A 14,408-nucleotide genomic window follows, 5' to 3' on the forward strand; every position below is an offset into this window, starting at 1 on the left:
CCGGACATTACAGTAGGCTTCCCCGCTCAAACGCACACGCAAAAGGATGTTTTCAGATGACGGCACGCCCGGCGCAACTCCAAGACATCGCCCCGGTCTTCCAGATCGAACAAGCGGTATTCGGTCATCACGTCTACCCGGACTTTTTCTTCCGCCAGGCTCACGACCTGTGGCCGGACCTATTCTTCGTCGCGCCAGGTGCTCAAGACGGAGAACTGGGCGGCTACATCATCGGCGCTCCAGGCAGCGGGCAAGGAGAGTTCTGGATTATGTCGCTGGCGGTCCATGAGCATTGCCGCGGACAGGGCCTCGGCAAGCAACTGCTGCAAGCCCTGCTGCAAGCGCTGCGGACTCGTCAGGCCAAGCACGCGAAGTTGACCGTGCATCCCGACAACTCCGCGGTCAGGCTGTACCAAAACCAGGGCTTCTCCGTTATCGAACATCAGCCTCATTACTTCGGCCACAACGATCCACGCTTGGTCATGCGCGTGGATTTCTAGCTTGCAAACACACGAAAGCCTCCCATGGGGAGGCTTGGCAAGGTCTGAACACCAATGCAAAAGCCCAGCTCGTCTGAGCTGGGCTTCGCAATCGGGCGTCTGGCGGTGTCCTACTTTCACATGGCGAATGCCACACTATCATCGGCGCTAAGGCGTTTCACGGTCCTGTTCGGGATGGGAAGGCGTGGGACCACCTCGCTATGGCCACCAGACATAAACTGGTACAAACTAGAAGAAGCCTAGGCTGATCTTTGATCAGCCCACATATATTCGGTATTCAATTGTGTCGCACACCCACATCTCGTCGCTCAGTCTCCCAAGCCACTCAAATGATAGGATCAAGCCTCACGAGCAATTAGTATCGGTTAGCTTAACGCCTCACAGCGCTTCCACACCCGACCTATCAACGTCCTGGTCTCGAACGACTCTTCAGGAGGGTCAAGCCCTCAGGGAAGTCTCATCTTCAGGCGAGTTTCCCGCTTAGATGCTTTCAGCGGTTATCTCTTCCGCACTTAGCTACCCGGCAATGCGACTGGCGTCACAACCGGTACACCAGAGGTGCGTCCACTCCGGTCCTCTCGTACTAGGAGCAGCCCCCGTCAAACTTCCAACGCCCACTGCAGATAGGGACCAAACTGTCTCACGACGTTTTGAACCCAGCTCACGTACCACTTTAAATGGCGAACAGCCATACCCTTGGGACCGGCTACAGCCCCAGGATGTGATGAGCCGACATCGAGGTGCCAAACACCGCCGTCGATGTGAACTCTTGGGCGGTATCAGCCTGTTATCCCCGGAGTACCTTTTATCCGTTGAGCGATGGCCCTTCCATTCAGAACCACCGGATCACTATGTCCTGCTTTCGCACCTGCTCGACTTGTCGGTCTCGCAGTTAAGCTACCTTTTGCCATTGCACTATCAGCACGATTTCCGACCGTACCTAGGTAACCTTCGAACTCCTCCGTTACACTTTGGGAGGAGACCGCCCCAGTCAAACTGCCTACCATGCACTGTCCCCAATCCGGATCACGGACCAAGGTTAGAACCTCAAACACACCAGGGTGGTATTTCAAGGACGGCTCCATGAGAACTAGCGTTCCCACTTCATAGCCTCCCACCTATCCTACACAAGTCTGTTCAAAGTCCAATGCAAAGCTACAGTAAAGGTTCACGGGGTCTTTCCGTCTAGCAGCGGGGAGATTGCATCTTCACAAACACTTCAACTTCGCTGAGTCTCAGGAGGAGACAGTGTGGCCATCGTTACGCCATTCGTGCGGGTCGGAACTTACCCGACAAGGAATTTCGCTACCTTAGGACCGTTATAGTTACGGCCGCCGTTTACTGGGGCTTCGATCAAGAGCTTGCACCCCATCACTTAACCTTCCAGCACCGGGCAGGCGTCACACCGTATACGTCCACTTTCGTGTTGGCACAGTGCTGTGTTTTTGTTAAACAGTCGCAGCCACCGATTCTCTGCGACCTCTCAAAGCTCCTCCCGCAGGGGATTCACTCTAAGAGGCATACCTTCTCCCGAAGTTACGGTATCAATTTGCCGAGTTCCTTCTCCTGAGTTCTCTCAAGCGCCTTAGAATTCTCATCCTGCCCACCTGTGTCGGTTTGCGGTACGGTTCTTATGCAGCTGAAGCTTAGTGGCTTTTCCTGGAAGCGTGGTATCAGTCACTTCAGGTCCGTAGACCCTCGTCATCACGTCTCGGCCTTAAGGGAAGGCGGATTTGCCTACCTCCCCAGCCTACCGGCTTAAACAGACTATTCCAACAGTCTGATGACCTAACCTTCTCCGTCCCCACATCGCACTGCATAAAAGTACGGGAATTTTAACCCGTTTCCCATCGACTACGCTTTTCAGCCTCGCCTTAGGGGCCGACTCACCCTACGCCGATGAACGTTGCGTAGGAAACCTTGGGCTTTCGGCGAGCGGGCTTTTCACCCGCTTTATCGCTACTCATGTCAGCATTCGCACTTCTGATATCTCCAGCATCCCTTACGAGACACCTTCTCAGACCTACAGAACGCTCCCCTACCATCTGCACTTACGTGCAAATCCGCAGCTTCGGTTATCAGTTTGAGCCCCGTTACATCTTCCGCGCAGGACGACTCGACCAGTGAGCTATTACGCTTTCTTTAAATGATGGCTGCTTCTAAGCCAACATCCTGGCTGTCTAGGCCTTCCCACTTCGTTTACCACTTAACTGATCATTTGGGACCTTAGCTGGCGGTCTGGGTTGTTTCCCTCTTGACGATGGACGTTAGCACCCACCGTCTGTCTCCCATGCTCGCACTTTCCGGTATTCAGAGTTTGCCATGGTTTGGTAAATCGCAATGACCCCCTAGCCATAACAGTGCTTTACCCCCGGAAGTGATACATGAGGCACTACCTAAATAGTTTTCGGGGAGAACCAGCTATCTCCGAGTTTGTTTAGCCTTTCACCCCTATCCACAGCTCATCCCCTAGTTTTGCAACACTAGTGGGTTCGGACCTCCAGTGCGTGTTACCGCACCTTCATCCTGGCCATGGATAGATCACTCGGTTTCGGGTCTACGCCCAGCAACTAAATCGCCCTATTCGGACTCGGTTTCCCTACGCCTCCCCTATTCGGTTAAGCTCGCTACTGAACGTAAGTCGCTGACCCATTATACAAAAGGTACGCAGTCACGGAACAAGTCCGCTCCCACTGTTTGTATGCATCCGGTTTCAGGTTCTATTTCACTCCCCTCCCGGGGTTCTTTTCGCCTTTCCCTCACGGTACTGGTTCACTATCGGTCGATCATGAGTATTTAGCCTTGGAGGATGGTCCCCCCATCTTCAGACAGGATTTCTCGTGTCCCGCCCTACTTATCGTACGCCTAGTCCTTGGAATGCGTTTTCGTGTACGGGGCTATCACCCACTATGGCAGTCCTTTCCATGAACCTTCCACTAACACAATCCATAACACGTACAGGCTCTTCCGCGTTCGCTCGCCACTACTAACGGAATCTCGGTTGATTTCTTTTCCTGCAGCTACTTAGATGTTTCAGTTCGCTGCGTTCGCCTCCTCGTGCCTATGTATTCAGCACGGGATCTCCTTGCGGAGGGGTTTCCCCATTCGGACATCGCGGGATCAAAGCTCTATTGCCAGCTCCCCCGCGCTTTTCGCAGGCTTACACGTCCTTCTTCGCCTATGATCGCCAAGGCATCCACCAGATGCACTTAGTCGCTTGACCCTATCATTTCAGTAACCTGGATCACTAAAACAACAAGTTGTGTTTGTGCGACGACTACACCGCCCCTTTTGATATGGCGACGTAGCCTAGATACAATCAAATACCCAAGATGACGATCCAGCCAATGAAGACTTAACTCCATCGTCTTTCTCGCCGTCTTTATATATTCGGCTTCTTCAGTTTGTTAAAGATCAGTGCGTTTAAACAACGCGATCACAGTACTCATTAAGCACTCTGATCGCGATACTCAAACTCGCGAATAACCGATAGGCTGTAAGTACTCGATCAACAACCTTCTCTAGAAAGGAGGTGATCCAGCCGCAGGTTCCCCTACGGCTACCTTGTTACGACTTCACCCCAGTCATGAATCCCACCGTGGTAAGCGGCCTCCTTACGGTTAGCCTACCCACTTCTGGTGAAACTCACTCCCATGGTGTGACGGGCGGTGTGTACAAGACCCGGGAACGTATTCACCGCAGCATGCTGATCTGCGATTACTAGCGATTCCGACTTCACGCACTCGAGTTGCAGAGTGCGATCCGGACTACGATCGGTTTTATGAGATTGGCTCCACCTCGCGGCTTCGCGACCCTCTGTACCGACCATTGTATGACGTGTGAAGCCCTGGTCATAAGGGCCATGAGGACTTGACGTCATCCCCACCTTCCTCCGGTTTGTCACCGGCAGTCCCATTAGAGTGCCCAACTTAATGATGGCAACTAATGGCAAGGGTTGCGCTCGTTGCGGGACTTAACCCAACATCTCACGACACGAGCTGACGACAGCCATGCAGCACCTGTGTTAACGCTCCCTTTCGGGCACCGCCACATCTCTGCAGCGTTCGTTACATGTCAAGACCAGGTAAGGTTTTTCGCGTTGCATCGAATTAATCCACATCATCCACCGCTTGTGCGGGTCCCCGTCAATTCCTTTGAGTTTTAACCTTGCGGCCGTACTCCCCAGGCGGTCAACTTCTCGCGTTAGCTTCGCTACCAAGGATTCAAACCCCCAACAGCTAGTTGACATCGTTTAGGGCGTGGACTACCAGGGTATCTAATCCTGTTTGCTCCCCACGCTTTCGTGCATGAGCGTCAGTGTCATCCCAGGGGGCTGCCTTCGCCATCGGTATTCCTCCGCATCTCTACGCATTTCACTGCTACACGCGGAATTCTACCCCCCTCTGACGCACTCTAGTCGTGCAGTCTCCAATGCCGTTCCCAGGTTAAGCCCGGGGCTTTCACATCAGACTTGCACAACCGCCTGCGCACGCTTTACGCCCAGTAATTCCGATTAACGCTTGCACCCTACGTATTACCGCGGCTGCTGGCACGTAGTTAGCCGGTGCTTATTCTTCCGGTACTCTCAGCCCCAGTAGGTATTAACCACTGGGATTTGCTCCCGGACAAAAGTCCTTTACAACCCGAAGGCCTTCTTCAGACACGCGGCATGGCTGGATCAGGCTTGCGCCCATTGTCCAAAATTCCCCACTGCTGCCTCCCGTAGGAGTCTGGGCCGTGTCTCAGTCCCAGTGTGGCGGATCATCCTCTCAGACCCGCTACTGATCGTCGCCTTGGTGAGCCTTTACCCCACCAACTAGCTAATCAGACATCGGCTGCTCGTATAACGTGAGGCCTTACGGTCCCCCACTTTCCCCCTCAGGGCGTATGCGGTATTAATCCGGCTTTCGCCGAGCTATCCCCCATTACACGGTACATTCCGATGCATTACTCACCCGTTCGCCACTCGTCAGCGGTGCAAGCACCCTGTTACCGTTCGACTTGCATGTGTAAAGCATGCCGCCAGCGTTCAATCTGAGCCAGGATCAAACTCTTCAGTTCAATTCCAAGCAAATTTTCTGGCACGCAAGATCAAAGAAACATCGAGACATTTCTCGTCTTGCAGTGCAAGTGTTTGGTCATCGACCGAGCACTTACACCTATCGGTTATTCGTTCTGTTAAAGATCGGTGCAGATCGCTGCGCTTCGTTTCCGTCGCTGCGTTGTCTGCTGAGGAGGCGAACTATACGTCACGCCCCTAAACCCGTCAACACCTTTTGTGAAAGTTTTTTGACAACACCCGCCCCATGTAAGCTATCTACATGATTTATATTGAATCACCCGCGCAAACAAATTTAAGCCTGGTCACCGACACTGATAAGGACTGTCGCTTTCGGATTGAAAAAACGATAATTCCTCCCCTCGTCCGCCCTTCTAGAAGCACGATAATGCGCAACAAAACCTGGATTTTCGACCTGGACGACACGCTGCACCACGCCAGCGGCGGCATTTTCGCCCACATCAGCCATGCGATGTCAGCCTATATGATGAAACATCTGCAGGTGGACGCCGTGGAAGCGCGCTTGTTGCGGGAGCGTTACTGGGCGCAGTACGGCGCCACCATGCACGGCCTGGTGACCCATCACAACATCGATCCGCACGACTTTCTATTGGAAACCCACAAATTGGAGGAGCTGGAGCAGTGGTTGTTCGCCGAACACAATCTGGCGGAGTCGCTGCGCGCCCTGCCCGGTCGCAAGGTGATTTTCTCCAACGGGCCGCATCACTATGTGGAAGGCATCTTGCAGCGTTTGGCGATAGAACGGCATTTCCATTCCATTTACGGCGTCGAGCAACTAGACTATGTACCCAAGCCTCACGTGAGCGCCTTCCGTAAAGTGCTGGCCAGAGAGAAACTGGATCCGCGACACTGCATCATGGTGGAGGACTCGCTGCCCAATCTGCTGACGGCGAAGAAGCTGGGCATGAAAACAATCTGGGTCAGCAAGCAGGTTCGGCGACCAGCGCATGTGGATATCCGCATCTCCTCCATTGGAGAACTGGCGCGCCGACGCTGGGACTGAAATGAAAAAAGGCCGGTTTCCCGGCCTTTCCTATATAGAGAGTGTCCCGCTTACTTCAACTTGATCTCGGACCACACCTTGTTCAGCTCGCGGCGGTCCTTGGCGTTCAGGTCTTTCAGCTGCTGCAGACGCGGCAGTTCGCTGGCGGTCGGGAAGATCGCATGCACCTTGGTCAGTTCCGGTTTGACGAACTTGCCAGCGGCGGCGTTGGGATTGCCCGAGCCCATCTCGTTGGTCAGACCGGAAGCGTTCTTGCCGTCCAGCATGAAGTTGATGAACTTGTAGGCCAGGTCCTTGCGCGGCGCATCCTTCAATACCACGAAGTTGTCCAGCGACAGGGTGTTGCCTTCTTTCTGCAAACCAAAATTGACGCCAAACTTGCGGCCGGCCTTCTTGGCGTCCTGCTGTGCCTGGTACATATCGTTGGAATAGCCCAGCGCAACATAAATGTTGCCCACGGTCAGCTCCTTGATATAGCTCTGGTTGTTGAAAGCCGCCCAGTAAGGCTTGGCTTTCAGGATCACGTCGCGCGCGGCTTTCCAGTCCGCCGGGTTGGTGGAGTTGGCCGGCTTGCCCAGATACATCAAGGCGGCGGACACCAGTTCGCGCTGGGAATCCAGCACAGTGATCTTGCCCTTGAGCTTGGCCAATACGGCTGGATCGAAGATCAAGGCCCAGCTATTGGCCTTATCCAGCAAGCCCAGCTCTTTCAGCTTGGTTTCGTTGTAGCCCAGCAGCGTGGTGGTGAAGGCGTAGGGTACGGAATACTGGTTGCCCTTGTCGAAGAAGCTGTTCAGATAGCCTGCGTTCAGGTTCTTGAAATTGGGCAGCTGCTTTTTATCCAGCGGCTGAGCCTTACCCTGCTTGATCAGCGCTTCCACCGCGAAGCCGGTAGGCACCACAATGTCGTAGCCCTTGGCGCCGGCGGCCAGCTTGGCCAGCATTTCTTCGTTATCGCCGTAGAAGTCCTGCACCAGCTTGCACTTGCAGTAGGCTTCGAAGCTCTTGGCGGTGCTTTCCGACAGGTAGTTGTTCCAGTTGTAGAGGTGCAGTTCTTCCGCTGCGTACGCCTGAGCAGATACGGCCAGGGCAAGCGTCACGAGGACTTTTTTCATTGCGTTTTTCCTTCTATTCGCACAAGTGCGTTGCGACTACATGAAAAACCGGCCGGCTCCCTTGTGCCCGGCCGGGGCCCTACTACTTAGACCCGCCAACAAAACCCCTGGTCCAGCGTTGCGCCTCCTTGTCGTACGACTGGTACTGCCTGCGTCGGCGCGCCTTGGCTCAGGTATGCTGCGCGGTTTTGTTTGCGGCTCTTAAAACAGGCTTTTAGCCATTGGCCCGCAATGCGCTGGGCGACACGCGCGAAGCAATGACGATCAGCACCAAGGTCAACAACATCAGCAAACTGGAAACCGCGTTCACCTCCGGCGTCACCGCGATCTTGATCATCGAGTAGATCTCCAACGGCAGCATGCTGGCACCGGCGCCGGCGGTGAAGAAGGTGATCACGAAGTCGTCAATGGACAGGGTGAAAGCCATCAACGCGCCGGCAATGATGCCAGGCTTGATCACCGGCAGAGTGATCAGTCGGAAGGCCTGGAACGGCGTCGCGCCCAGATCTCGCGCCGCTTCCACCAAGCTGTCGTCCATGCCTTGCATCCGCGCCCGCACCACGATGGCGACAAAGCCGATGCAGAAGGCCACATGGGACAGCAGGATGGTGATCATGCCCAGTTCCAGAATGCCGATGAGCTGATTGACGATGACGAAGAAGATCACCAGCGACACCCCCATCAGCAGTTCCGGGATGGCAATGGGCGTCAGCACCAGGAAGGGCAGCAGGCGCAGCTTGTAACGATGCATGGCGATACCGGCCAGCGTGCCCAGCACGGTGGAGCACGCGCTGGCGATGATGCCGATGATCAGCGAGTTGGCCGCTGCGCTCAGCATCTTCTCGTTGTGGAACAGCTTGTCGTACCACTTGAGGGTGAAACCCACCCATTCCGCGTTGAGCCTGGAGTCGTTGAACGAGTACAGCACCACGATGACCAGCGGCAGGTAGAGGAAGAGATAGGTCAGCAGCGCCGACGCCCACAACCAACGGGATTGTTTCTTAGCCACGTTTCTTACCTCCTCTGCCCACCATCGCGCCCAAGGCCGCGATCAGCAGCACGCCGCCCGTCAACATGATGGACAGCACCGAGCCGAACGGCCAATCGCGAGTGTCCAGGATCTGCTGCTTGATCAGGTTGCCGATCATGATGGAATCGGTGCCGCCCAAGATGTCAGGGATGGCGAACATGCCTAGCGCGGGAATGAACACCAGCGCGGAGCCCGCGAACACACCGGGCAGCGACAGCGGCCATGTCACTCGCCAGAAGCGTTGCCAGGCGTTGGCTCCCAAATCCTGCGCCGCGTCCAACAAGGCCATGTCGTGCTTTTCCAGATTGGCGTACAACGGCAACACCATGAAGGGCAGGTGCACGTAGACCAGGCCGACGATGACGGCGAACGGGGTGAACAGCAGGCGCACCGGCTCGAAGCCCAGCGACGTCACCGCCACATTGAGCATCTTGGTGAACGCCGACTGCGGCCCCAGGATAATCATCCAGGCGTAGATGCGGATCAGGAAGTTGGACCAGAACGGCAGGATCACCAGCAACAGCATCAAGTCGCGGTATTTCTTGCCGGAACGGGCGATCAGCCAGGCCAGCGGGTAGGCCATCAGCAGGCAGACCACCGTGGTGATCCCCGCGTAGCCGGCGGATTTGATGAACAGCTCGATATAGAGCGGTTCATCCACTAGCCGGTAGAAGTTGTCCAGGGTCAGATCCCAGACCAGCTTGCCTTCCTCAAGGTAATACATCGGCGCGAGGCCGCCGTAATCGCCCGGATTGCGGAAAGCCGCCACCACCATGATTAGCGACGGCACCAGGAAAAACAGGATCAGGTAGACCAGCGGCGGCCACGACAGCGCCCACTTGCCGAATCGATCTCGAATCGCCATGCGCGTTTACTCCGTCAGGAAGCTGCCGGCGTCGAAGCGCCAGGCCAGTTCCACGATGTCGTTGTCGTCAAAGAATTTGGCGACGCCCGGGATGCTGTTGGGCAGCATCGCTTCCACCATCACGCCTTCGCCCACTTCCACCACGTAGAGCGTGACGTCGCCCAGGTACAGGCAGTCGTGGACGCGACCCTTGAAATAAGCCTCGTCGTTGTGAGCGGGCAGGCTTTTGTCCAGTTTGACCTTCTCCGGCCGCAACGCCAGCCAGCCGGTCTGCCCTTCGCGCACGTCCGGCACGGTCAGACAGCGCACTTCGCCGCAGCCTTTCAGGTCTACCAGCATCGTGTCGCCATCCACGCTCTTGACCTTGCCCTCCAGCACATTGCACTGGCCGAGGAAGTCCGCGACGAAGCGGTTCTTGGGCTTGCTGTAAATGGTTTCCGGCGCGTCCAATTGCTCCACCTGACCATGGCTCATCACCGCGATGCGGTGGCTGAGCGCCAGCGCTTCGCCCTGGTCGTGGGTGACGTAAACGAAGGTGATGCCCACTTCTTTTTGCAGATTGATCAGTTCGAGCTGCATTTCTTCGCGCAGCTTGGCGTCCAGCGCGGACAAGGGCTCGTCCAGCAGCAGCAGCCGCGGGCGGTCCACCAGCGCTCGGGCGATGGCCACGCGCTGACGCTGGCCGCCGGACATCTCATGCGGGTAGCGGTCGCCGAACTGGGTCAGACGCACGTCTTCCAGCAACTCATCCACCTGGGCGGCGATCTTGTCTTTGTCCCACTTGGCCATTTTGAGCGGGAAAGCGATGTTCTCGCGCACTGTCATATGCGGGAACAAGGCATAGCTTTGAAACACGGTATGCACCGGACGTTTTTCCGGCTGCACCTGCGACATGTCTTGACCGTCCAGCAGAATCTGGCCGGAATCCGGCTGCTCGAAACCGGCCAACATGCGCAGCAAGGTGGTCTTGCCGCAACCGGAGGGCCCGAGCAGGGTGAAGAACTCGCCAGCTTCTACCGACAAGCTGACATTGTTGACCGCCGTGTAGTCGCCGAAGCGCTTGACGACATTTTTGATTTCAAGGAGAGCCATTATCTTCCCCGCCCAAGAAAAAGGGCGCCAGTTTAACAAAAAAGATAAAGCTGAGGCCGTTGAAATCCCTTGAAAATTCAAGACCTCAGCGCATTTTTTCCATTGTGCGAGCCAAGCGTTCGAACCGGGGCGGTAAGTTGCTATTTTCTCAGCAGAAAACCACGCGCGGCCCGCTGATTTTCGATGCGGCGCAACATGGTTCCAATTCAAATAATTGATGCTTTTTGACAACAACGGTCGGCATCTCGCCGTCTACGAGCCGCCAAACGATGCTTACCACTGCCCTTCATTAAAGAAACGGCGATAGCGCTCCACCCAGCTCGAGATGTCGAAACCGTTGGCCTTCAGCCAGTCGTGGTCGTAGTAGCTGCCCAGGTAGCGGTTGCCGTCATCGCAGATCAGCGTGACGATAGAGCCGCTGCGGCCCTGACTGCGCATCTGCCCCACCAGTTCGCAAACGCCGTAAAAATTAGTACCGGTGGAACCGCCGCAACGACGACCCAGCACTTCTTCCAGAAAGTGGATGGCGGCGTAGCTGGCAACATTGGGCACCCGGATCACACTGTCGATGACTGTTGGAATGAAAGAGGGTTCCACCCGAGGCCGACCAATGCCTTCCACCCCGGAGCCGCCCTCGCAGCGGCAATCCATGCTGCCGGTATGGAAACTGTCGTAGAACACCGAGTTTTCCGGGTCCACCACGCACACTTTGGTCGGCAACTTCTGGTAGCGCACGTAGCGGCCAAAAGTGGCCGAAGTGCCGCCGGTGCCGGCGCCGCAGACGATCCAGTCCGGCACCGGATTGGGTTCGTACGCCATTTGGGTGAAAATGGTGTCGGCGATATTATTGTTGCCGCGCCAGTCTGTGGCGCGCTCGGCATAGGTGAACTGGTCCATGTAATGACCATTCAGCTCCTGCGCCAGACGCTTGGATTCGTCGTAAATGGTGGCCGGATCGTCCACCAAGTGGCTGCGCCCGCCATAGAATTCGATGGCGCGAATTTTTTCCTGCGATGTGCTCTTGGGCATCACCGCGATGAAGGGCAAGCCCAACAAGCGGGAAAAATAGGCCTCGGATACCGCAGTGCTACCGCTGGATGCCTCGATAATGGTGCTGCCTTCGCGTATCCAGCCATTGCACAAGCCGTACAGAAACAAGGAGCGCGCCAGCCTGTGCTTGAGGCTGCCCGTGGGGTGAGTGGATTCGTCCTTGAAATAGAGCTGTATCTCCGGCGCGCCGGGGATGGGCAATGGAATCAGATGCGTGTCGCTGGAGCGATTGAAATCGGCCTCGATCTTGCGCACTGCCTGGGCAACCCAATCAGTCATCTTGCTTCTCCAGTGTCGGAAAGTTCTCAATCGGCCATTCTAACGCGACAAGCAAGAAAAAACGCCCCGTAGGGCGTTTTGGGCTCGTATATGGTTTTACGATCAGAACTTGGTGCCGAAGCCGATGCCGAATACCCACGGGTTGATCTTCAGTTCACCCAGTTTGGCGCCGCCCAGTTGATCGGCGGTCACGTCTGTCTTGATCCAGATCTTCTTAACGTCCAGGTTGACGAACCAGTTCTTGTTGATCGCGTAGTCCGCACCCAGTTGCAGCGCCGGCCCCCAGCTGTTTTTCTTCACGCTCAAATTGGTATTGGCGGCGGCTGCACGCAAACCGTCATTGTAGAAACGGGTGTAGTTGATGCCGGCGCCCACATACGGACGGAAGGTCGCGTCCGGCGCGAAATGGTATTGCAGGGTCAGGGTCGGCGGCAGCACCGATACTTTGCCGACGGAACCGAAAGCGTTAGTGGTGATTTCGTGGCGGGTGGTGCCCAGAATCAGTTCGGCGCCGATATTGTTGGTGATCATGTAGGTGAAGTCGACTTCCGGCGCCCAAGAGTCTTTGGCATCGACATTCAAGCCCGCCACCGCGCCAGAGTTGCTCCAGCTGGCGTCCGGGTTAACATTGATCACGCGGAAGCGCGCCAGAATGTCGCCTTGGGCGGCAAAGGCGCTAGCGGAAACTAGGCCGATCATTGCGGCGAGAGCGAGCTTTTTCATATTGGGTTCTCCTGTCATGTTTGGTCGAATGCAGGCCTGGCGCTTGCCGCCATCGTTGACTTTGACTGCGGGCAGCAGTAGCGTTCGGCGTCCGGTGGCAGATTATCCAAGCACCTAATATCAAACTTTGCGCCAGATCATGAGATGGTCATGAAATATGCAGATTTACGGGAGTTTGTCTCCCAATTGGAACAACAAGGCCTGCTGAAACGAATTGCGGCCCCGGTCTCCCCGCACCTGGAGATGACCGAGATCGGCGACAGGGTACTGAAAGCCAGCGGCCCGGCGCTGCTGTTCGAACAGCCAGTCAAGGACGGCAAGCGTTTCGATTACCCGGTGCTGGCCAATTTGTTCGGCACGCCCGAACGGGTGGCGCTGGGCATGGGCGCCGCCGACGTAATGCAACTGCGCGAGATCGGCAAGACCCTGGCCTACCTCAAAGAGCCGGAGCCGCCCAAGGGGCTGAAAGACGCCTGGAACAAGCTGCCCTTGCTGAAGCAACTGCTGTCGATGGCGCCGAAGGAAGTCGGCAAAGCGCCATGCCAGCAAATCGTCTGGGAAGGCGAGGAGGTGGATCTGGAGCGCTTGCCGATCCAGCACTGCTGGCCCGGAGACGTGGCCCCGCTGATCACCTGGGGCCTGACCGTGACCCGCGGGCCCAACAAGAAACGCCAGAACCTGGGCATCTATCGTCAGCAGTTAATCGGCCGGAACCGCGTCATCATGCGCTGGCTGGCCCACCGTGGCGGCGCGCTGGATTACCGCGAGTTCCGCCAGCAATTCCCGGATCGCCCCTATCCGGTGGCGGTAGTGCTGGGTTGCGATCCGGCGACGATACTGGGCGCGGTGACGCCGGTGCCGGACACCCTCTCCGAATACCAGTTCGCCGGATTGCTGCGCGGCAGCCGCACCGAGTTGGTGAAATGCCTGGGTTCGGACCTGCAAGTGCCGGCGCGCGCCGAAATCGTGCTGGAAGGGCATATCCACCCGAACGACACTGCGATGGAAGGCCCTTACGGCGACCACACCGGCTATTACAACGAGCAGGACCGCTTCCCGGTGCTGACCGTGGACCGCGTCACCCTGCGCGAAAACGCGATCTATCACAGCACCTACACCGGCAAGCCGCCAGACGAGCCAGCGGTGCTGGGCGTGGCGCTGAACGAGGTGTTCGTGCCCATCCTGCAAAAGCAGTTTCCGGAGATCGTCGATTTCTACCTGCCGCCGGAAGGCTGCAGCTACCGGATGGCGGTGGTCAGCATCAAAAAGCAATACCCCGGCCACGCCAAGCGGGTGATGATGGGCTGCTGGAGCTTCTTGCGCCAGTTCATGTACACCAAGTTCATCGTGGTGGTGGACGACGACGTCAATACCCGGGACTGGAAGGAAGTGATCTGGGCGATCACCACCCGCATGGATCCGGTGCGCGACACCACCTTGATCGAGCACACGCCGATCGACTACCTGGACTTCGCCAGCCCGGTGTCCGGCCTGGGCGGCAAGATGGGCCTGGACGCCACCAACAAGATGCCCGGCGAAACCAGCCGCGAATGGGGCGTGCCCATCGTGATGGACGAGACGGTCAAACAACGCGTTGACGGGATGTGGCGGGATTTGGGCCTGTAGGCCCGAAAAACAAGCGCCTGGCCTCTTTCGAAGCCAGGCGTTTTT

Annotated in this window: 9 protein-coding genes and 3 rRNA genes; 3 read left to right on the forward strand and 9 right to left on the reverse strand. The window is 56.6% G+C overall.

Annotation, left to right across the window (positions count from 1 at the left end; translation table 11 throughout):
• Positions 1-56: 56 nt before the first annotated feature.
• Complete coding sequence (locus tag DXT74_RS22530; RefSeq protein ID WP_043640773.1) at positions 57-500, forward strand: GNAT family N-acetyltransferase; 444 nt, start codon at positions 57-59, stop codon at positions 498-500.
• A gap of 97 nt (positions 501-597) precedes the next feature.
• Here DXT74_RS22530 and rrf read toward each other — a convergent pair.
• The 3 genes from rrf to DXT74_RS22545 all read right to left on the reverse strand — a co-directional run bounded on the left by rrf (position 598) and on the right by DXT74_RS22545 (position 5,561).
• A 5S ribosomal RNA gene (gene rrf / locus DXT74_RS22535) occupies positions 598-712 on the reverse strand.
• A 122-nt stretch (positions 713-834) separates the two neighbouring features.
• A 23S ribosomal RNA gene (locus DXT74_RS22540) occupies positions 835-3,723 on the reverse strand.
• Positions 3,724-4,025: 302 nt separating this feature from the next.
• Positions 4,026-5,561: ribosomal RNA gene (locus DXT74_RS22545) — 16S ribosomal RNA — on the reverse strand.
• The 16S, 23S and 5S rRNA genes sit together here, the layout of an rRNA operon.
• 386 nt (positions 5,562-5,947) lie before the next feature.
• Between DXT74_RS22545 and DXT74_RS22550 the strand changes: the two genes are divergently transcribed.
• The gene (locus DXT74_RS22550) at positions 5,948-6,583 is read left to right on the forward strand and encodes a pyrimidine 5'-nucleotidase (protein ID WP_043636102.1); all 636 of its coding nucleotides are present in this window, start codon (positions 5,948-5,950) and stop codon (positions 6,581-6,583) included.
• A gap of 50 nt (positions 6,584-6,633) precedes the next feature.
• Here the strand turns inward: DXT74_RS22550 and DXT74_RS22555 are convergent, their stop codons facing one another.
• The 6 genes from DXT74_RS22555 to DXT74_RS22580 form a co-directional block, all read right to left on the reverse strand.
• On the reverse strand, positions 6,634-7,698 hold the full coding sequence (locus tag DXT74_RS22555; protein ID WP_043636105.1) for a PotD/PotF family extracellular solute-binding protein: 1,065 nt from the start codon (positions 7,696-7,698) through the stop codon (positions 6,634-6,636).
• A gap of 214 nt (positions 7,699-7,912) precedes the next feature.
• Positions 7,913-8,707 carry an ABC transporter permease gene (locus DXT74_RS22560; RefSeq protein ID WP_039755527.1) on the reverse strand — a complete coding sequence of 265 codons (795 nt, stop codon included), beginning with the start codon at positions 8,705-8,707 and terminating at the stop codon, positions 7,913-7,915.
• A complete protein-coding gene (locus tag DXT74_RS22565; RefSeq protein WP_162835142.1) occupies positions 8,700-9,593 on the reverse strand; it encodes an ABC transporter permease in 894 nt (297 codons plus the stop codon). Before DXT74_RS22565 ends, DXT74_RS22560 begins: the two co-directional genes overlap by 8 nt.
• Positions 9,594-9,599: 6 nt before the next feature.
• Positions 9,600-10,685, reverse strand: a complete 1,086-nt coding sequence (locus DXT74_RS22570; protein WP_043636108.1) for an ABC transporter ATP-binding protein — start codon at positions 10,683-10,685, stop codon at positions 9,600-9,602.
• A gap of 273 nt (positions 10,686-10,958) precedes the next feature.
• Positions 10,959-12,014: a PLP-dependent cysteine synthase family protein gene (locus tag DXT74_RS22575; RefSeq protein WP_081556576.1), complete on the reverse strand. Its 1,056-nt coding sequence runs from the start codon at positions 12,012-12,014 to the stop codon at positions 10,959-10,961.
• A 102-nt stretch (positions 12,015-12,116) separates the two neighbouring features.
• Entirely contained in the window at positions 12,117-12,737 is a 621-nt protein-coding gene (locus DXT74_RS22580) for an OmpW family protein (RefSeq protein WP_194427041.1), read from the reverse strand.
• A 150-nt stretch (positions 12,738-12,887) separates the two neighbouring features.
• Here DXT74_RS22580 and ubiD point away from each other — a divergent pair, with 150 nt between their 5' ends.
• The gene (ubiD, locus tag DXT74_RS22585) at positions 12,888-14,363 is read left to right on the forward strand and encodes a 4-hydroxy-3-polyprenylbenzoate decarboxylase (protein ID WP_194427042.1); all 1,476 of its coding nucleotides are present in this window, start codon (positions 12,888-12,890) and stop codon (positions 14,361-14,363) included.
• Positions 14,364-14,408: the final 45 nt, after the last annotated feature.

It is taken from the genome of Chromobacterium sp. Rain0013, assembly GCF_015291765.1.
GTDB classification, from domain to species: Bacteria; Pseudomonadota; Gammaproteobacteria; order Burkholderiales; family Chromobacteriaceae; genus Chromobacterium; species Chromobacterium haemolyticum.

What these genes read in the sequence shown, in the direction of transcription:
- DXT74_RS22530 (WP_043640773.1), top strand. Translation starts at nt 57, where the DNA reads ATGACGGCACGCCCGGCGCAACTCCAAGACATCGCCCCGGTCTTCCAG.
- DXT74_RS22550 (WP_043636102.1), top strand. Translation starts at nt 5,948, where the DNA reads ATGCGCAACAAAACCTGGATTTTCGACCTGGACGACACGCTGCACCAC.
- DXT74_RS22555 (WP_043636105.1), bottom strand. Translation starts at nt 7,698, where the DNA reads ATGAAAAAAGTCCTCGTGACGCTTGCCCTGGCCGTATCTGCTCAGGCG.
- DXT74_RS22565 (WP_162835142.1), bottom strand. Translation starts at nt 9,593, where the DNA reads ATGGCGATTCGAGATCGATTCGGCAAGTGGGCGCTGTCGTGGCCGCCG.
- DXT74_RS22570 (WP_043636108.1), bottom strand. Translation starts at nt 10,685, where the DNA reads ATGGCTCTCCTTGAAATCAAAAATGTCGTCAAGCGCTTCGGCGACTAC.
- DXT74_RS22575 (WP_081556576.1), bottom strand. Translation starts at nt 12,014, where the DNA reads ATGACTGATTGGGTTGCCCAGGCAGTGCGCAAGATCGAGGCCGATTTC.
- DXT74_RS22580 (WP_194427041.1), bottom strand. Translation starts at nt 12,737, where the DNA reads ATGAAAAAGCTCGCTCTCGCCGCAATGATCGGCCTAGTTTCCGCTAGC.
- ubiD (WP_194427042.1), top strand. Translation starts at nt 12,888, where the DNA reads ATGAAATATGCAGATTTACGGGAGTTTGTCTCCCAATTGGAACAACAA.